Below are 17,146 nucleotides of genomic sequence, written 5' to 3' on the forward strand. Positions count from 1 at the left end.
CACGGTCAGTGCCCCTGGACGTCTGAGTCGACGCCGGCGTCCGGTCCGGCGTCGAGGGTTTGCAGCCTGGTGAGGTCGTCGTGGTCCAGTTCGAAGTCGAAAATGTCCAGGTTTTCCCTCATCCGTTGCGGATTGGCGGTCTTGGGGATGGCCACCAACCCCTGCTGAACGTGCCAGCGCAGCACCACCTGGCCCGGCGTTTTCCCATACTTCTTGCCGATATCTGCCAACACTGGAGCGTTCAAGAGGTCGCTGCTGGCACCCAGCGGGCTGTAAGACTCGGTAATGATGCCGTTCCGTTCGTTGAAGGCCCGGGCAGCAGGCCGCGGAATGGACGGGCTGACCTGGATCTGGTTGACCGCCGGAACAACGTCAGTCTGCCGGAGCAGTTGATCGAGGTGGGCAGGCTTGAAGTTGGACACGCCAATCGACCGCACTTTCCCAGAGGCCTGAAGTTCCTCGAAGGTTTTCCACGTGTCCACGAAATCGCCGCGGCGGGGAAGTGGCCAGTGGATCAGGAGGAGGTCAACGTAATCCAGGCCCAGGCGCTCCAACGAGCCGTCCAGTCCGGCAGCGGCCTTACCGGAACCTTGGAATTCGCCGTCGAGTTTGGTGGTGATGAAGAGCTCCTCGCGATTCACCCCGCACGCCCGGATGCCGTTGCCCACGCCCTTCTCATTGCCGTACTTCACAGCAGTATCAACGTGCCGGTAGCCATGCGACACCGCCTCCACCACAGCATCGGCAACCTGGGCGTCATTCAGCGGCCACGTGCCGAGTCCCAGTTGAGGGATCTTGTGGCCGTCGTTGAGTTCGATGAGCGGGGCAAGTGTCATGGGGCATGATCTCCTTTTGAGTCTGTTGCTGTTCTACGCTGGCCGCTTGCTGCTTGGCAACAGCTACCGGCGCGACCATTCATAGAGCCGATCACTCAACTCCATAAAATCCTCGCTCACTGTCTGCAGCTCGGGATGGGTGTCATGCCATTCGACGATCTCCCTGGCACCGTCCGCGAACGGAATCGTGGCCCGGTAGTCAGGGACCAAGGCTTTGATTTTGGAGTTGTCGAACACCACGGAGTGCGAGCGGTCGCCCAACAAGTTCGGGCCGAGCTCATGGCTGTGGGCTGCGATGGTGTCCGAAGAAACATGGAACAGCTCGGGTTCTTCCACTCCGGCCGCCCGCGCAAAGAGGCGGTAAATCTGGTTCCACGGCAGGAACTCGTCAGACGTAATGGTGTAGCTCTCGCCCACAGCCTGCGGCCGCCCCAGAAGACCAACAAAAGCCTTGGCGAAATCCCGGCTATGAGTCAGCGTCCAGAGCGATGTCCCGTCACCGTGCACCATGATCGGCATCCCGGCCCGCATGCGATGGATGTCAGTCCATCCGCCCACCATGGCGATCTTGGTCCGGTCATAAGTGTGGGAAGGCCGCACCACGGTAAGAGGGAAGTCCCGCTCACGGTAGGCCTCGTACAGCAGCTCCTCGCAGGCAATCTTGTCCCGCGAGTACTGCCAGAACGGGTTCTTCAAGGGCGTCGACTCCCTGATGGGAAGCAACGTGGGCGGCTTCTGGTACGCCGAAGCGGAACTGATGAAGACGTACTGTCCGGTCCGCCCACGGAACAATTCCAAGCCGGCCCGCGCCTGGTCCGGGGTGAAGGAAATAAAGTCCGCAACGGCGTCGAACTCCCTTCCCCGAAGTACCTCCCGCACGGCGGCGGCGTCCCGGACATCCGCGTGAAGCACTTCCGCCCCCTCGGGGACCGGCCGCCCGGCTGACCGTCCCCTGTTAAGGATGGTCAGCCGGTGGCCCAGGGCGACGGCACGTTCAGCCGCCGCCGCACTGATGACCCCGGTCCCGCCGACGAACAGGATGTTCCGTGGCGAGACGGTGTCCGCCGCCGTTCCCAGAGTGGCGGGGAGGAGGCTGCTCACCAGGCGTAGTCTTCGGGTGCGGGTTTGTGGCCCGGGAAGATGTCGTCGAGGCGCTTGAGGGCGTCCTCGTTCAAGGAAACGTCCAGTGCGCGGATGGCTGCGTCCAGTTGTTCCTGGGTACGCGGCCCAACAATCGGGGCCGTCACCGCAGGCTGGTGGAGAAGCCAAGCCAACGCAACATCCCCGGGAGCATGCCCCAGTTCGTCCGCGAAATCCTCGTACTGGCGGATCTGCTCCTCGTGCTTCTTGAGGGTCTCCAATGCCCGCCCCTCGGTGCGGCGGACACCCTGCTCTTCCTTCTTCAATACGCCACCCAGCAGCCCGCCCTGCAGCGGCGACCACGGGATCAAGCCAAGGCCGTACTGCTGCGCAGCCGGGATGACCTCGAGCTCAACTTCGCGCCGGAACAGGTTGTAGATGGACTGCTCACTGACCAGCCCGGTGTAGTTCCGCCTGCGGGCGGCTTCCTGCGCCTGGGCGATGTGCCAGCCGGCAAAGTTGCTGCTGCCCGAGTAGAGGATCTTGCCCTGCTGGACGCCCACCTCGATTGCCTGCCAGATCTCGTCCCACGGCGTATCGCGATCAATGTGGTGGAACTGGTAGACATCGATGTAGTCCGTCTGCAGCCGCTTGAGGCTCGCATCGAGTGCACGGCGGATATTGAGCGCCGACAACTTGGACTCGTTGGGGCGGTCCGTCATGGTGCCGTACAACTTGGTGGCAAGGACAGTGCGCTCGCGGCGCTCGCCGCCCTTGGCGAACCAGCGACCGATGATTTCCTCGGTCCAGCCGCGGTGGCCGGTGCCGCCATAGACGTTGGCGGTGTCGAAGAAGTTGATGCCGGAGTCCAAAGCGGAGTCCATGATCGAGTGGGCTGTTGCCTCGTCCGTCTGCGGACCGAAGTTCATGGTGCCCAGGCAGAGACGTGAAACTTTCAGGCCGGAACGGCCAAGGTGGGTGTACTGCATGTTTGTCCTTTGTTTAGAGCTGACTTAGAGCTGTGTGAAAGCTGCGACGGCGGGATCGGAGCCGATGCGGGCTCCCGCCTCGAGTGCCGTAATGGCTGCCAGTTCGGATTCGGTGAGCGTGAGATCGGCGGCACCGAAGTTCTCCCGCATCCTCTTGGAGTCAGCGGACTTGGGGATCACGATGGTCCCCTGCGCGAGGTGCCAGGCCAGGATCACCTGTGCAGGAGTAGTGCTGTGGGCTGCGGCCACGAGGGCCACCTGCTCGGCGTTCAGGTCCTTCCCCTGCCCCAACGGGCTGTACGCCTCCACGGCAATGCCGAGGTCGCGGCACTTGGTGGCCAGCTCGCCTTGTTGGTACGTGGGGTGGACTTCGATCTGGTTGACTGCCGGAACCACCTCCGCCTCTTTGAGCAGTGTGTCCACGTGCTCGGAGAGGAAGTTGGAGATGCCGATGGCCCGGATCTGCTTGTCCTGATACAGCTTCTCCATCTCTTTCCACGCCTGCGTGTAGAGGCCCTGCGAAGGAACGGGCCAGTGAATCAGGTATAGATCAATGACTTCCAGGCCCAAGGCATCCCGGCTTCGTTGGAAGGCGTCATACGCCTCGCCCTGCTCGCCGTTGCGAAGCTTGGTGGTGATGAAAAGTTCTTCCCTCGGAATGCCCGAAGCCGCGACGGCAGCGCCGACCCCTGCCTCATTGCGGTACGCAGCCGCGGTGTCGATGTGGCGATAGCCGGCTTCCAAGGCGTCTTCCACTACCTTCTGCGTTTCCTCAGCAGGTACTTGGAAGACACCGAAACCGAGCTGGGGGATAGTGACGCCGTTATTCAATGTCAGCTCTGGCATGACGGTCTCCTTCGACGGGATGGTGATGGCGATGACTCCAGAAAGCGTTTTCGGAGGCTCTGTACTGAGCCTATGCAGTTTTGGCCCCAGAGTCAGCAACCCAGCCTGATCCTGTTTTTCCTAGGTCTGGTAGTCCTACCCAGAATGGTGGTCTTTCACACGCTACGAACGGCAGAATGGACGGATGGGTCAAAGCGCCGAGTTCGGTAAGTTCCTTAAAGTCATGCGTGCCCGTCTCTCACCCGAGGACGCCGGGTCGCAGGAATCCAGCGGTGCCCGCAGGGTGCCCGGACTCCGCCGCGAGGAAGTTGCCCGGCTCTCCGGAGTGAGTACCGACTACTACACGCGCCTTGAACAAGGCCGCAACATCCACCCGTCCAAAGCGGTCCTCGACTCGGTGGCCCGGGCGCTTCGCCTGGACGCGGGGGAGCATGCGCACATGATGGACCTGCTGGAGCACTGCGCCAGTTCCGCGGGCAATCCCGGCCCCGCGCAAAAAGTGAGGCCCGGGCTCCGGCAGCTGCTGGACGCCGTCGGTGATGTTCCGGCCATGGTGCTGGGCAGGCGGGCGGACGTCCTGGCCGGAAACCAGATGGCTCACCTGCTTTTCACCGACTTCCCGTCACTCCCGGCCGCGGAGCGGAACCTGACCCGTTGGATCATCCTGGATCCCTCGGCGGGGCAGCTGTTCAGGGACTGGAAAACCGTGGCCGCTGAAGCTGTGGGTGCTCTGCGAATGGACGTCGGCCGGCACCCCAACGATCCCCGGACCAACCAACTGGTGGGCGAACTTGCCGTGCACAGCGAGCATTTTCGGCAATGGTGGGCCGGGCACAGGGTGGCGTCGCGATCCGCAGGTACCGTGCGGTTGCACCACCCGATCGTTGGTGACCTCGAACTGAACTTTGAGACGCTGAGTCTCCCGGACGACCCCGACCAGATGCTGAGGGTCTATTCCGCGAAGCCCGGCTCGCCGTCGTCGGACGCTTTGACGCTGCTCAGCTTGGGTGACGTGGGCACCAAAGCAAAGGACCGCGAACCCGCCCGCAGAGATGGCAGTTAATGACAATCCGGAGCTCCGGAACTGTCATTAACTGCCATTTCGCGGAGAGGTCATCAGCGCTCCAGGCGGAAACCAAGCTTGATGGTGACCTGCCAGTCGGCCACTGCGCCGTCCTCGAGGTGCCCGCGGATCTCCTTGACCTCAAACCAGTCCAGGTTCCGCAGTGTCTGGGAGGCTGTTGCGATGCCGTTCTTGATCGCGTCGTCAACGCCTTCGGTGGAAGTTCCTACAATTTCGGAAACGCTATATGTGTGGCCAGCCATGGTGCTCCTCATCAACGTCTTACGAATCTTTGGAAATTTCGGGCCCGCCAGGCAGGCCGTTCATGCAGACTAGCCCACGGATCTCCGTGCGGCCAGAGGTGTTGCAGCCTTAGCTTTCGCGCCAGTCGTTGCTGGTGATGTGCGAACCTGCCTGCGGCCCCATTTGCAGCATTCCGCCGTCCACAGGCCATGACGCGCCGTTGACGTAGCTGGATTCCGGTGATGCCAGGAAGGCTATGACGGCGGCGATTTCCCGGGCATCTCCGGGACGTCCCAGCGGCACTCCGGGCCGTTCCTTCTGCTTGGGATCCTCGTCTTCCTGGCCCGTCATGGGAGTCGCGATCTCACCCGGCGCCACGTTGTTGGCGGTGATGCCGTGCTCAGCGAGTTCCAGGGCCATGGTCTTGATGAGGCCGCCCAAGCCATGCTTGGAAGCGTCGTATGCCGAGGCTCCTACCCTCGGCTGGAACTCATGGACACTGGTGACGGCGATGATGCGCCCACCCCGGCCGGCCTTCACCATGCGCTTGGCGGCTGTCTGCATCGCCACGAAAGCGCCGTTGAGGTTGGTGTCCAAAGTGGACATCCACGTGTCGTAGTCCAGCTCAAGGAACTTGGTGCCATCGCCGGTTCCGGAGTTGTTGACGAAGACGTCCACGCCGCCAAGTTCCTCAGCGAGCTTGTCAATGGCCGCAGCCGTCCCACGGGCATCAGTGGTGTCCAATGGGTGGACCACGGCCTTCCGGCCCAGGCCGCGGACTTCCTCCGCGGTTTCCTCAGCTCCCTGCTGATCGGAATGCCAGGTGATTCCCACGTTCATGCCTGCCTTGGCCAAGGCCACCGCAGTGGCGCGCCCGATGCCTGAATCTGATCCCGTGACAATGGCGGTCTCCGGGGAAAATGGTGCGTCGCTCATGGTCCTGCCTTTCGGTCGAGTAGTCGTTCCGATGATTAATCCCTACCCCCGAGACCCCGGCTGTAAACACTCCCGGCATGAACGGTCATCCCGGGGGATCATGATGGAGTGTAGATTTCTTGCAGCACCACCCAGCGAATCCCCACAACCAGGAGTACTCATGTCAGAAGTTATTGTCGTCGGCGTTGACAACAGCGAGACGGCCAAGCGCGCAGCAGTGGCAGCAGCGAAGCTCGCCACCGCGCTCGGTGCTGAACTGCACGTCATCAGCGGCTTCTCAGATGACCGCATTGAAGAATTTGGCAGCGGCAGCGACCGCATCACCGTCTCGTCGGCAGACTCTGCGGAGTACGTTGCCCGCAAGGTTTCCGAAGAGCTGGACGTTCCCGCCGGCAACATCAAGTACTTCGCTGCCCGTGGCACTCCCGCCAACGCCCTGATCAACTACGCCGAGACCAACAACGCCTCGCTGATCGTTGTGGGAAACAAGCGCATGAAGGGCCTGGGCCGTGTCCTGGGCAGCATCGCCAACAGCGTGGCGCACGGTGCACCCTGCGATGTGTACATCGTCAACACGGACGTGGAGGCGTAACCAAGCCAAGCAGGGGACAGTGCCTGTTGAAATGACTGCTCATTGGAGCAGGTGCTGTCCCCGAGCTGGCTTACCCGGTTGTGCCGTTGAGAACAGTCACGTTGGAGCGGGTCACGCCCCTCCCGGTGATGAGCAGGACATGGCCGGACTGCGGGATATCGGAAGTGATGGTGAGGTCCCGCAGCGCCGAACCGTCCGCCGCCACCAGTAGCGTGACGCCTTCGCTGTTGGACAGGATCACGTCCTCTGCATTTTCTGTTGCCCCGGCCAAGGTGATGTTCCGACGATCACCCCATATAACCGCTGGCTCGTGATAAATGCCGGGGTGCACCAGCACGGTGACAGCAGCGGGATTATTCGCAGGCACAGCGCCAATGGCCGCGCGGATGCTGGCGAAATCACCGGTTCCGTCGAGTGCCACCGTGATGACCTTCCGGAGCGCAGGCTCGGTCCCGCCCAAAGGCCCGCCGAAAGCACGCACCAGTGAGGGGAGCGCCTTGGTGGGGGTCAGGCTGTAGGAGTACGGCGGATTGAAGGCCCCACCCCGTTCCTGCCCAACATTGCCGGTGCACTCGTCAAAGACGTTATTTCGGGCTGCCAGCGCACCGCCCGGCCCTTGGTGGTGAAGGGGGTTCCGGACGTCGCGGAAGTAGTTTCCTTCCACGAGCAGCAGCGCGGCATTCCGCCCCAGCATCCCATAGCTGGAGATGTTCTCCAGATAGTTGTTGTAGACGTGGGATGCCGCGGTGTTGTCCAGGCTTGCGTTGCGCTGGTGCGTGTTCCGAATCCAGTTGTGATGCAGTGTCAGCCGGGTGACCACGTTCTGGGTCCAGCCCTCGCCAAGGGCTTTGTTGTGGTCCGAAAAGACGTTCCACGACAAAGTGACGTTGTCGCAGTCCTTTCTGATGTCCACCAGTCCGTCGCCCAACCGGGTGAAATGCATGTGGTCCACCCAAATGTGCGTGCTGGTGTCCACCTGGATGCCATCCCTGTCGTTGTCGGGCCGTTTCCCCGCAAAGTCGCCGGGAATGTAAGAGTCCCGGACAGTGAAGTTGCGAAACACGACGTTGGAGACATTGACGAGCTTGAAGCCGGCATTGACCACCGCGGCTCCTTCGCCTGCACCAAGGAAGGATTTGTTTGAGGTCACGGTCAGTTTTTCGTACTGCGTGAACAGCAATTCGCCGTGGAGGATCACCACCAGCGGTTCGGCGCTTTTGGCGAATTGGCGCAGATCCTCCGGGGTGTTCGCATGGACCAGTCTGCCGCCGGCCCCACCTGTGGTGCCTGCGCGGCCGTGCGCTGAAACGCCGGCGAAGCCTGTGGGTGCCACCGACCAAGCACCGCCGTGTCCGCCGTCTATGGGCAGCCCGGCTTCACTGAATCCGTTGGATTTGACGCCGGTCGGCGCCGCTGCGGAGGCTGCCGGGCCGAACAAGCCCGTGGACACCAAGGTGCCTGCTGCGAGTCCAGCGGAAAGAAGGGTCCGGCGCCGGATATTCAGGCCCTGTGCGTCCGCCATCTTAAGCACCTGCTGCCGGAGTCCAGTCACCGAGGAACGTGTCCTTAGTGAATTTCAGGGCCTCTTCCGGAGTGAGTTGGGGGTGGAACTCGTTGATGTATGCGCCGGGCCCGGTGTTGTTGAACTCAGCGAAGCGCCCTTCAGTCCAAGCATGACCACTCATGTCTGACCAGCCCTGCTCAGCGATGTGACTGCCCAGGTTCGAGTCCCGGATGACGGCCATGGGGTGCGCGTTGGGGTCGCTGCTGGCAAACCAAGGGCGTCCCAAACTGACGGTCCCGGGTGCAGCGTCAGAGGTCAGGGTGCTGTCCACGATCAGGAAGCCGTAAGGGTTGGAGTCCTTGGTGCTGGGTGCCACGATGTAGCCATTGTTCGTGTCGCTGCCGCGGTCCAGCGAATGGATGGTGCAGCCGTCAAACACCGCTGTGCCGCGGCCGTAGAGGAAGTCCACGTCACCTTCGATGTAGCAGTTTTTCAGATAGGTGCGGGCGGTAGCGTCACGGCCGGTGGTGTCTGCGAGGTAGGTGTCCTGGTTGCCGAGGAACCTGGTGTTGTCGAAGGTGATTTTGTCTGCCACCGTCCGCACCGCGAGGGCCTGGCTACCTCCGTGAACGGCCTCGTCATAAGCGTTTTCCACTGTGAGGTTCCGGACCGTGGTGTTTTCCGCCAGGACGTTGAGCGTGGCACTGCCCGCAGCGCCCCAGGTTCCGCCGAAGAACTTCGCGCCGTTTGCAGGGGTGTCGTAGGAAATGACGACGTCGGCCGGGTTGGCTGTTGCTCCCTGCAACGTCACGTTGGGCCGGTCGGCCCAGACATTCACCGCTTCCCGGTAGAAGCCGGGCTTGATGGTGATGGTCCGGGGTTGTGTGTTGCCCACAGGAATCGAGCCGATGGCCGCCTGTACGCTGCCGAAATCGCCGGTGCCGTCCAGCGCGACCGTGACCTCCGCCGTCGTGCTTGGTGCTTTGTTTTCGCGAGGTCCGGCACTGCCGGTGACCAGTTCGGGAACCCTCGCAGAGTCGTCCTTGGCGTATGAATAGAACTGTGTGGGGTCGAAGGCGCTGCCGACGTTGTCCTTGCGGCCGCGGGTGGACTCGAAAATGTTGTCACGGTTGACGATTTCCGTGGCAGGGTCCTTTGCCACCACGGGATCGGCAACCGCGGTGAAGTAGTTGCCCTCCAGGACCACCTTGGCGGCGTTGCGGCCCATCATTCCGTACCGTCCGATGTCCTGCAGGTAGTTGTTGTAGACGTGCGCAGCCGCTGTGTTGTCCAGGCTGAAGTTCCGCTGGACAGTGTTGCGGATCCAGTTGTGATGGATGGTCATTTTGGTGACTGCGTTGCCGGTCCAGCCAACGCCCAAGGCTTTGTTGTTGTCCGCGAACACGTTCCACGAGTAGGTCAGGTAGTCCGAGTCCTTGCGGGTATCGATCATGCCGTCGCCCATGCGCTCGAACTTCATGTGGTCCACCCAGACATGGTGCGAGGTATCCAGTTGGATCCCGTCACGGTCGTTGTCCGGGCGCTTGCCGTCCCAGTCGCCGGGAATGTAGGAGTCACGGACTGTGAAGTTCCGGAAGATCACGTTGGACACGTTGATGAGTTTGAAGCCGGCATTGATCAGCTCCACGCCCGCGCCCGTACCGATGAAGCTCTTGTTCGAGGCGACCGGAACCTTGACGTAGTCCTGGGCCGTGATGCTGCCCTTGAGGAAGATCACCAGCGGCTCCTCGGCCGCGGCATGGGTTTTGAGTTCCTCCAGCGAGGACACGCTCACGTGCCTCCCCGCCTGGCCTCCGGTGGTGCCGTCCAGGCCGTTGCCGGGAAGGGACGCGAAACCGTCGGGACGTTGCTTCCACAGGGCCGCCGGTGCCGCCGGTGATTCTGTGCCGCTGTGGATGGGCTCCGCCCTGGCAGGCACAGCGGTAAGGCTTCCAAGAATGACGACGGCGGTGGCCGCGCCGAGTAGGCGTCGCAGGCGCATGCAAAACTCCTTTGTCTTGTCTGGATTGGTGTTGCAGGGAGTGGAGGTGGCTATTTGAGTCCGGTGGTGGCAATTCCGTTGATCAGGTACTTCTGCCCAGCAATGAAGAAGCCGATGATGGGGGCGATGGACACCACTGACATGGCGAACATGGGGCCCCACATGCTTTGTCCTTCCGAGTCCATGAAGGCGCGAAGGGCCAAGGGAACGGTGTAGAGGTCCTGGTTCTGGATGTAGAGCAGCGGACCAAAGAACTCGTTCCATGTGGAGATGAACGTGAAAATAGCCGTGGTGGCCATGGCCGGCACGCAGAGGGGCAGAATGACCCGGATGAAAGTCCGGAACGGGCCGCAGCCGTCAATCTGGGCGGCGTCGTCCAACTCCTTGGGCAGCGACTTCATGAATTGCACCATCAGGAAGATAAAGAAGGCATTGGTGGCCATGAAGTTGGGGACGATCAGCGGCAGGTAGGTGTCCAGCCAGCCGAGCTGGGAGAAGATGATGTACTGCGGAACCAAGAGAACGTGACCCGGCAGCATGAGTGTTCCCAGCATGAGGGCGAAGAACAGCTTCCGCCCGGTGAATTCCATCCGCGCGAAGGCGTACGCGGCCAGGGCGCAGGAGAAGATGTTGCCGATGATGGAGAAAATCACAACGATCATGGAGTTGATCAGGTAAACGTGGAACGGCTGGTCCAGCGCGGTCCAGCCCTGGGCGTAGTTGGAGAAGTCCCAGTTTTCGGGCCAGAGACCCAGCTGCCTAAAAATATCGTTGCTGGGCTTCATCGAGCTGGAGATCAGCCACATCAACGGGTAGAGCATCACCAGCCCCACCAGGCAGAGAATCAGATGCCGTGAGAAGCGGGAAACCGGGGTTCCCGTCAGGGCGTCTTCGGGTTGATCCTGCTTGGCCAGCTTGCGCTTGAGAGGTAAATCAAGGAGTGCCATGGGGTTGCCTTAATTGTCGTAGAAGACCCAGAACTTGGATGCGATGAAATTGATGGCCGTGAAAATCGCGATGATCATCAACAGCAGCCAGGCCATGGCCGAGGCATACCCCATCTCGAACTCGGTGAAGCCCTTCTGGTACAGGTACAGGTTGTAAAACAGCGTGGAATCCGCCGGGCCCCCGGTACCTCCGCTCATCACATAGCCCTGGGTGAACGTCTGAAACGAGCCGATGAGCTGCATGATGAGGTTGAAGAAAATAATGGGGCTGATGAGGGGCAGCGTGATGCTGCGGAACTGCCGCCACTTGGATGCCCCGTCAATCGAGGCAGCTTCGTAGTACATCCCGGGGACCTGCCGTAGTCCGGCAAGGAAGATCACCATGGGGGAGCCGAACGTCCAGACGTTCAGCACAATGAGGGTGCTGAGGGAGAACTGGGGGTCAGTGACCCACGCTGGGCCCTGGATTCCAAAGATGCCCAGGAACCCGTTGACGATTCCGTCGTTGCCGAAGATGTAACGCCACAGCATCACGATTGCCACGCTGCCACCCAGAAGGGAGGGCAGGTAGTAAACAGAGCGGTAGATCGACAGGCCCTGAAGTCCCCGGTTTAGCACCAGCGCAACCAGCAGGGCAACAGCCAGGGAGATAGGCACCGACACGAAGGTGTAAATGAAGGTGACCTTCAGCGACTGAATGAGCCGTGGGTCCTCGAACATGGCCTGGAAGTTGGCCAGCCCCACAAAGTTGGGCTCAGTGAAGAGGTTGTAGTCCGTAAAAGCCAGGTACAGCGAGGCAAAGAACGGAATGACGGTGAACAACATCCCCAGGAACCACGGGAGAAGGAAAAGATATCCAGAGCGCTGCTTCCTGCGCCGGGACGGGCGGAGACGCGGTGTGCCGCCTGCCGCGGCTGGCGCCGGAGCTCCCGGCGGCTGCTTGGTCAGAACTGTCATAGCGGCAAGACCCCCTCGGAAGTAGCTGCAGGCTTACTTGTTGATTGCTGCATTGCTCTTCTCCATGAAGGTCTTAGCCGCATCCGCGGGGCTGATCCGGCCGAACTCCACTTCAGTGGTGAGCTGCTTGAGGGTATCGGCTACAACACTGGCGCCTTTCGGATATACGTAGGCGGGCGGCAAGTCCTCTTCCTGGATGGCGGCCATCAGGTCCACGAACGTCTTGTCATCCGCGCTCAGCTTGGGGGTGATGGAATCGGCCACCTCCGGGTTGATGGGGACACCGCGCTGGGTGAGGACCTCGGCGGCACCTTCAGCGTCGTTCGTCAGGAAGTCCACCAGTTTGGCTGCTTCCTTGGGATGCTTGGACTTGGCCGCGATTGACCACAGCATGGTGGGGTCGGCGGAGTAGCCACGGCGCTCGCCGCTGGTTTCGCCTGGAATGCGCAGCAGGACAACCTCACCCTCTACGGCCTCGTTGTAACCACGGAAGTTGTTGATGGGGATGATCTGCGAAGCGACCGTGCCCTTCGCGAGGTAGGACTGCGCCGGCGAGCCGCCAATTTGCTCGAAGAATCCTGCGGGCGGATAGCCGCCGGCTTTGCGGAGGTCCACGCTGTACTGGAACCAGTCCTCGATGGTCTTTTCGCTGACGCCGAGCTTGTTGTCCTTGGTGTAGAAATCCTCACCGCGTTGGCGCGCGAGCATGATGGGTCCTGTTTCCGTGGCGACGTCGTAGCCAGCTCCGTAGACTTTCCCGCCGGTTTTCTGCGTGACTTCGGTGGCGAACTTGGCGTAGTCCTCCCAGCTCCAGGTCTTGTCATCCGGGATGGTGACGCCGGCCTGGTCCGTGATGGTCTTGTTGACCACCATGCCGATGGTGGTCACGCCGGTAGCGAGGCCGTAGAGCTTGCCGTCAACCTCGCCACGGCTGAGGGTGGTTTCCGGAACCTTGTCCAAGTTCAGCTCCGGGAATGATTTGAGGTCCGCGAGGGTGCCACGCTGTGCGTACTCCAGGAGGCTGCGGTTGGCCATGGCCAGGACGTCCGGCGGGTTGCCGCCGGCAAAGCGGGTAGCGAGCTTATCGGCGTAGGGTGCGCTGTCCTGGTACTCGGTTTTGACGGTGATGCCCGGGTTCTTCTTCTCAAAGATCCGCAGGGCAGCTTCGGTCATCTTGGCCCGGTTGGCGTCGCCCCAGAAGACGAAGTTCAGTTCCACGTTGCCGCCGCTGCCGCTGCCGGAGGACGTCGCGCCCCCTCCACAGGCGCTGATCGTCAGTCCTGCCGCCACCATCGCGGCTCCCAGGACAAGCCTGCGCGAGATGGGAGTGTTTGCTGTCTTCTTCATTGAATGACGCCTTTCTGGTGCCCGATCTAGGGACGTAAATACAGGGTTTCCGAGCATTCCCGGCAGAAACTTTCTTAGGATGTACGGATTTTTTAGCGATGCGAGGGTCCTCATTGAGACCAAAACGAGGAGCAGAAATACTGAGTAAACGATTTCTAGCAACAATTCACTGTGACTGTCAACACATCATCGCTGTTATGCAGAAATTTTTAAAAGAAACTTTCGTAAAGAGTTGCCGAGTTCTTTCTGTTCTGTTTATGCTGAACCCACGCAACCGCGCTGCCATCACCAGCGCACTCACCGCAAGGAGGTCCAATGGGCAGTTTCCAGCTCCACGGCGCAACCGTGGCGCGGGTGAACAACGGCGTTGACCTGGCAACGGTGCTGGCCCCCAGGCCCTACCTGCACCCCCTCCGCACTTTGGCCGGCGCGCCCCTCACGGAAGCCGGTCCAGACGACCATCCGCACCACCTGGGCCTCTCGCTCGCGTTCTCGGACGTGAACGGAAGCAACTTCTGGGGCGGATCCACCTACACGGGGCACGCCCCTGCCCTTCTGGCCAATCACGGTCGTCAAGTGCCCTCTGGCTGGAGTTACCAACCCGGAAAGGCCGGCGGGACTGTCACGTGGATGGACATGAAGGGGCAGGAACTAGCCACGGAACAGCGGAACTACACCTGCCAGGACCACCCGGACCCCAACTCCTGGAGCCTTCTGTTTGACTCCTTGATCCAGCCAGCAGGTGACGTGGAGCAACTGTGGGTGTCGTCGTCGGCGGTTAAGGGACGCGAAGGCGCCGGTTACGGCGGAATCTTCTGGCGCTTCCCCACGGGGGACGGCCCGGCGGGCGTGCTGTGTTCGCAGGGCACCGGAACGGAAACGGCCCATGGCTCGCTCTCCCCGTGGCTCGTGGTGAAAACCCGGCAGCACGGCCGCGACGTTAGCGTCGTCCTCGCACAAAACCCCGCCGAACTCCGTCCTTGGTTTGTCCGCACAGAGGGATACGTCGGTGCCGGACCCGCGGTTGCGTGGAGCGAGGCTGCCCGGGTGGACCGGAACAGGCCACTCCAACTCAGCCTCCACGCCATCATCCACGACGGCCACATATCCAGCAGCCACCACGTGGAAGAACTCCTTCTCCAGCACTTCAGCAGCAGCTCTCCGGACAGGACACCATGACAAATATGGGAAATCGACACCGCATCCCCGTCTACAACAACCCCATCCTCAACGGCGACTGGCCGGACCCGGATGCAGTCCAGGTTGAGGGCACCTATTACCTCATCGCCTCCAGCTTCAACCGGGTGCCCGGGCTGCCGGTGCTTCGCTCCAAGAACCTGGTGGATTGGGAGCACGCCGGCCACGCACTCTCGGAACTGCCTCAAACGAACCACTATTCGCTGGTGAGGCACGGAAGTGGCGTGTGGGCTCCGGCGCTGCGTCACCACGATGGCAAGTTCTGGATCTTCTATCCGGATCCGGACCACGGCATTTTTGTGCTCAGCGCAGAGAAGGCTGAAGGACCGTGGAGCGCACCCCATCTCCTCTATCCCGGACGTGGACTCATCGACCCCTGCCCCCTGTGGGATGACGACGGCACCGCATACTTGGTCCACGGTTGGGCCAAGAGCCGCATCGGGGTCAAGAACCGGCTCACCGTACATCGGATGAGCCCGGACGCCTCCCGGCTTCTGGATCACGGCACCCACGTCATCAACGGCGAGGAGCTTCCTGGGTTCACCACCTTGGAGGGCCCCAAGTTCTACAAGCGCGACGGCTGGTACTGGATCTTTGCTCCGGCAGGCGGTGTTGCCACCGGATGGCAGTCGGTCTTCCGCTCGCGCTCGCCTTTTGGGCCTTACGAGGAACGGCGCGTCCTGGAGCAGGGCGATTCGCCGGTGAACGGCCCGCATCAAGGCGCCTGGGTGACCACTCCCGGGGGCGAAGACTGGTTCCTGCATTTTCAGGACCGGGGGGCGTACGGCCGGGTTGTTCATCTCCAGCCGATGGGTTGGGGCGAAGACGGCTGGCCGTGGATGGGCAAAACAGCGGACGACGGCGGACCGGGAACCCCGGTTTTGAGCCACCCCTACCCGGTGGGTACTTCACCTGAGGACGTTGCCCCGCCGTCCAGCGACAACTTCACGTCCCCTGCCCTGGGCCCGCAGTGGCATTGGCAGGCCAACCCCCGGGACGAATGGCTTTCCACCTGTGGAGGAGGGCATCTGATTCTGCGTCCGCAGGCAAACGATCCCATCAACCTCCGGGAACTTCCCAACGTCCTGGCCCAAATCCTCCCCGGCGAGCCGTCCACCTTCACCACCACCCTGGAACTGGACGATGTGCCTGTGGGTACCCGGGCCGGCGTCGTGGTTTTGGGCCAGCGGTACGCCTGGCTGGGCCTGGTGCGCACCGAAAACGGCTACGCCCTGGGTAGCGGCACCGGTAGCGAAGGTCCGTACGAGCAGCAGATGGGACGCGCTGTGGCACTTCCCGGCCCTAGCATTGAGCTCCAGATCCGCGCGGATGAGACCCCAAGGGCCACGTTTGCCTGGCGTGTTGGCCCCACGGATCCGTGGCAGATTCCCATCTGGGATTTCGACGTCGTGGAGGGGCGGTGGATCGGCGCTGAACTGGGGATTTTCGCTGCATCACCCCTGGGATCGCGTGAACACGGCAGTGTTAGGGTTGGACCCGTGCGGGTGGATACTGCGCCGGTCCGCCGGGCAACCACCCAGCGCATTGCCGCTCCCGTATCCCCATGAGTTCAAGGACCGCCCCGTTGACCACTCCGCGCCCCAAGATCGCAGATGTGGCCGCAGCTGCGGGCGTTTCCGTGCCTACCGTTTCCAAGGTGCTGAATGGGCGCTCGCATGTTTCGGAGTCAACACGCGCCCGCGTCCAGCAGGCCTTGGAGGAGCTCGACTACACCAAGCGAAACTCGCCCAGCGAACCTGGGCTGCTTCAACTGGTAGTGAACAACTTTGATTCTCCGTGGGTCCTGGAAACCATGGAAGGCGTGGAAGCTGCGGCCACACGCCTTGGCTACACCGTGGCCTACACGCGAGCCGTGAATGCCACCGCGGAGAACTGGCAGAAACTGCGGGAGCCCTCCGGCAACCGCCTCGACGGTGTGATGTTGTTGGCTCCGCGGCAGGGCTCACCGTTGGTGGAGCTGGCGCGGACGCTGAACATTCCCGCCGTCGCCATCGACCCCGAAGGCTCCCAGGGCCTGCAGATACCCAGCGTCAGCCCGGCGTCGTTCTCGGGAGCACTGCGTGCGGTGTCCCATCTCCTGGAACTGGGCCATGAGCGCATTGGCATCATTACCGGCCGCGTCCACAGCCCGGGTCACGGACGCGCCCGTTACGCCGCCTACGCGGCTGCCCTTCACGAAGCCGGGTTGCCGGTACTTCCCGAGTTCGTGCGCGACGGCGATTTCAGTATCGAGTCCGGGCTTCGCCTGGGCGGGGAGCTCCTGGACCTGCCGGAGCGGCCCACAGCGATTTTCACGGGCAGCGACCTGCAGGCCCTCGGCGTGATGAACGCCGCCGGGCAGCGGTCCCTGAAAATCCCCGGCGACCTCAGCATTGTGGGCTTCGACGACATCGCCCAGGCAGCCCTCACGTCACCGCCGCTCACCACGGTCCGCCAGCCGCTCGCGCAGTTGGCGTCCACGGCCGTGGGAATGCTCACGGAGCAAATCGAACAGGGAAGTGGTTCGTCGGCTGCCCTGGAAGTCGCCACGGAGCTGGTGGTGCGGGGAAGCACGGCCCCACCCAAGTAGCGCCGTGCTCCCCTCTT

At 62.1% G+C, this 17,146-nt stretch carries 16 protein-coding genes; 5 read left to right on the forward strand and 11 right to left on the reverse strand.

Annotated features, from left to right (window positions below; translation table 11 throughout):
• Positions 1-5: 5 nt before the first annotated feature.
• The 4 genes from ARUE_RS01140 to ARUE_RS01155 form a co-directional block, all read right to left on the reverse strand.
• Positions 6-836 carry an aldo/keto reductase gene (locus ARUE_RS01140; protein ID WP_014920422.1) on the reverse strand — a complete coding sequence of 277 codons (831 nt, stop codon included), beginning with the start codon at positions 834-836 and terminating at the stop codon, positions 6-8.
• 63 nt (positions 837-899) lie between these two features.
• A complete protein-coding gene (locus ARUE_RS01145) occupies positions 900-1,937 on the reverse strand; it encodes an NAD-dependent epimerase/dehydratase family protein (RefSeq protein ID WP_014920423.1) in 1,038 nt (345 codons plus the stop codon).
• Positions 1,934-2,905 carry an aldo/keto reductase gene (locus ARUE_RS01150; RefSeq protein ID WP_011772999.1) on the reverse strand — a complete coding sequence of 324 codons (972 nt, stop codon included), beginning with the start codon at positions 2,903-2,905 and terminating at the stop codon, positions 1,934-1,936. Before ARUE_RS01150 ends, ARUE_RS01145 begins: the two co-directional genes overlap by 4 nt.
• A gap of 24 nt (positions 2,906-2,929) precedes the next feature.
• Positions 2,930-3,751, reverse strand: a complete 822-nt coding sequence (locus ARUE_RS01155; RefSeq protein WP_011773000.1) for an aldo/keto reductase — start codon at positions 3,749-3,751, stop codon at positions 2,930-2,932.
• Between the two features lie 184 nt (positions 3,752-3,935).
• Between ARUE_RS01155 and ARUE_RS01160 the strand changes: the two genes are divergently transcribed.
• Positions 3,936-4,814, forward strand: a complete 879-nt coding sequence (locus ARUE_RS01160) for a helix-turn-helix transcriptional regulator (RefSeq protein WP_011773001.1) — start codon at positions 3,936-3,938, stop codon at positions 4,812-4,814.
• Positions 4,815-4,867: 53 nt separating this feature from the next.
• Here ARUE_RS01160 and ARUE_RS01165 read toward each other — a convergent pair whose 3' ends face one another.
• Entirely contained in the window at positions 4,868-5,077 is a 210-nt protein-coding gene (locus ARUE_RS01165; RefSeq protein WP_011773002.1) for a dodecin, read from the reverse strand.
• Positions 5,078-5,186: 109 nt separating this feature from the next.
• Positions 5,187-5,993 carry an SDR family oxidoreductase gene (locus ARUE_RS01170; RefSeq protein WP_011773003.1) on the reverse strand — a complete coding sequence of 269 codons (807 nt, stop codon included), beginning with the start codon at positions 5,991-5,993 and terminating at the stop codon, positions 5,187-5,189.
• A 160-nt stretch (positions 5,994-6,153) separates the two neighbouring features.
• On the opposite strand from ARUE_RS01170, the gene ARUE_RS01175 reads away from it, so the two are divergent.
• Positions 6,154-6,585, forward strand: coding sequence for a universal stress protein (locus tag ARUE_RS01175; RefSeq protein WP_011773004.1), 432 nt, complete (start codon positions 6,154-6,156; stop codon positions 6,583-6,585).
• Between the two features lie 70 nt (positions 6,586-6,655).
• Here ARUE_RS01175 and ARUE_RS01180 read toward each other — a convergent pair whose 3' ends face one another.
• From ARUE_RS01180 to ARUE_RS01200, 5 genes are read right to left on the reverse strand one after another with little or no spacing between them, the layout of a single operon-like run.
• On the reverse strand, positions 6,656-8,107 hold the full coding sequence (locus ARUE_RS01180; protein WP_014920426.1) for a pectate lyase family protein: 1,452 nt from the start codon (positions 8,105-8,107) through the stop codon (positions 6,656-6,658).
• A gap of 1 nt (position 8,108) precedes the next feature.
• Positions 8,109-10,091 (reverse strand): pectinesterase family protein, encoded by a 1,983-nt coding sequence (locus ARUE_RS01185; protein ID WP_014920427.1) that lies wholly within the window; start codon positions 10,089-10,091, stop codon positions 8,109-8,111.
• Between the two features lie 50 nt (positions 10,092-10,141).
• Positions 10,142-11,038: a carbohydrate ABC transporter permease gene (locus ARUE_RS01190; protein WP_011773007.1), complete on the reverse strand. Its 897-nt coding sequence runs from the start codon at positions 11,036-11,038 to the stop codon at positions 10,142-10,144.
• Between the two features lie 9 nt (positions 11,039-11,047).
• Entirely contained in the window at positions 11,048-11,995 is a 948-nt protein-coding gene (locus tag ARUE_RS01195; protein WP_011773008.1) for a carbohydrate ABC transporter permease, read from the reverse strand.
• 33 nt (positions 11,996-12,028) lie between these two features.
• The gene (locus tag ARUE_RS01200; protein ID WP_014920428.1) at positions 12,029-13,342 is read right to left on the reverse strand and encodes an ABC transporter substrate-binding protein; all 1,314 of its coding nucleotides are present in this window, start codon (positions 13,340-13,342) and stop codon (positions 12,029-12,031) included.
• Between the two features lie 315 nt (positions 13,343-13,657).
• On the opposite strand from ARUE_RS01200, the gene ARUE_RS01205 reads away from it, so the two are divergent.
• The 3 genes from ARUE_RS01205 to ARUE_RS01215 are packed head-to-tail and all read left to right on the forward strand — an operon-like array spanning position 13,658 to position 17,129.
• Positions 13,658-14,521 (forward strand): DUF6807 domain-containing protein, encoded by an 864-nt coding sequence (locus ARUE_RS01205; RefSeq protein ID WP_014920429.1) that lies wholly within the window; start codon positions 13,658-13,660, stop codon positions 14,519-14,521.
• A gap of 5 nt (positions 14,522-14,526) precedes the next feature.
• Positions 14,527-16,107, forward strand: a complete 1,581-nt coding sequence (locus ARUE_RS01210; RefSeq protein WP_014920430.1) for a glycoside hydrolase family 43 protein — start codon at positions 14,527-14,529, stop codon at positions 16,105-16,107.
• Positions 16,104-17,129, forward strand: a complete 1,026-nt coding sequence (locus tag ARUE_RS01215) for a LacI family DNA-binding transcriptional regulator (RefSeq protein WP_051024883.1) — start codon at positions 16,104-16,106, stop codon at positions 17,127-17,129. The genes ARUE_RS01210 and ARUE_RS01215 overlap by 4 nt, the downstream gene beginning before the upstream one ends.
• Positions 17,130-17,146 lie beyond the last annotated feature (17 nt).

Source organism: Arthrobacter sp. Rue61a (assembly GCF_000294695.2).
GTDB classification, from domain to species: domain Bacteria; phylum Actinomycetota; class Actinomycetes; order Actinomycetales; family Micrococcaceae; genus Arthrobacter; species Arthrobacter aurescens_A.

What these genes read in the sequence shown, in the direction of transcription:
- ARUE_RS01140 (WP_014920422.1), bottom strand. Translation starts at nt 836, where the DNA reads ATGACACTTGCCCCGCTCATCGAACTCAACGACGGCCACAAGATCCCT.
- ARUE_RS01150 (WP_011772999.1), bottom strand. Translation starts at nt 2,905, where the DNA reads ATGCAGTACACCCACCTTGGCCGTTCCGGCCTGAAAGTTTCACGTCTC.
- ARUE_RS01155 (WP_011773000.1), bottom strand. Translation starts at nt 3,751, where the DNA reads ATGCCAGAGCTGACATTGAATAACGGCGTCACTATCCCCCAGCTCGGT.
- ARUE_RS01160 (WP_011773001.1), top strand. Translation starts at nt 3,936, where the DNA reads ATGGGTCAAAGCGCCGAGTTCGGTAAGTTCCTTAAAGTCATGCGTGCC.
- ARUE_RS01165 (WP_011773002.1), bottom strand. Translation starts at nt 5,077, where the DNA reads ATGGCTGGCCACACATATAGCGTTTCCGAAATTGTAGGAACTTCCACC.
- ARUE_RS01170 (WP_011773003.1), bottom strand. Translation starts at nt 5,993, where the DNA reads ATGAGCGACGCACCATTTTCCCCGGAGACCGCCATTGTCACGGGATCA.
- ARUE_RS01175 (WP_011773004.1), top strand. Translation starts at nt 6,154, where the DNA reads ATGTCAGAAGTTATTGTCGTCGGCGTTGACAACAGCGAGACGGCCAAG.
- ARUE_RS01180 (WP_014920426.1), bottom strand. Translation starts at nt 8,107, where the DNA reads ATGGCGGACGCACAGGGCCTGAATATCCGGCGCCGGACCCTTCTTTCC.
- ARUE_RS01185 (WP_014920427.1), bottom strand. Translation starts at nt 10,091, where the DNA reads ATGCGCCTGCGACGCCTACTCGGCGCGGCCACCGCCGTCGTCATTCTT.
- ARUE_RS01190 (WP_011773007.1), bottom strand. Translation starts at nt 11,038, where the DNA reads ATGGCACTCCTTGATTTACCTCTCAAGCGCAAGCTGGCCAAGCAGGAT.
- ARUE_RS01195 (WP_011773008.1), bottom strand. Translation starts at nt 11,995, where the DNA reads ATGACAGTTCTGACCAAGCAGCCGCCGGGAGCTCCGGCGCCAGCCGCG.
- ARUE_RS01200 (WP_014920428.1), bottom strand. Translation starts at nt 13,342, where the DNA reads ATGAAGAAGACAGCAAACACTCCCATCTCGCGCAGGCTTGTCCTGGGA.
- ARUE_RS01205 (WP_014920429.1), top strand. Translation starts at nt 13,658, where the DNA reads ATGGGCAGTTTCCAGCTCCACGGCGCAACCGTGGCGCGGGTGAACAAC.
- ARUE_RS01210 (WP_014920430.1), top strand. Translation starts at nt 14,527, where the DNA reads ATGGGAAATCGACACCGCATCCCCGTCTACAACAACCCCATCCTCAAC.
- ARUE_RS01215 (WP_051024883.1), top strand. Translation starts at nt 16,104, where the DNA reads ATGAGTTCAAGGACCGCCCCGTTGACCACTCCGCGCCCCAAGATCGCA.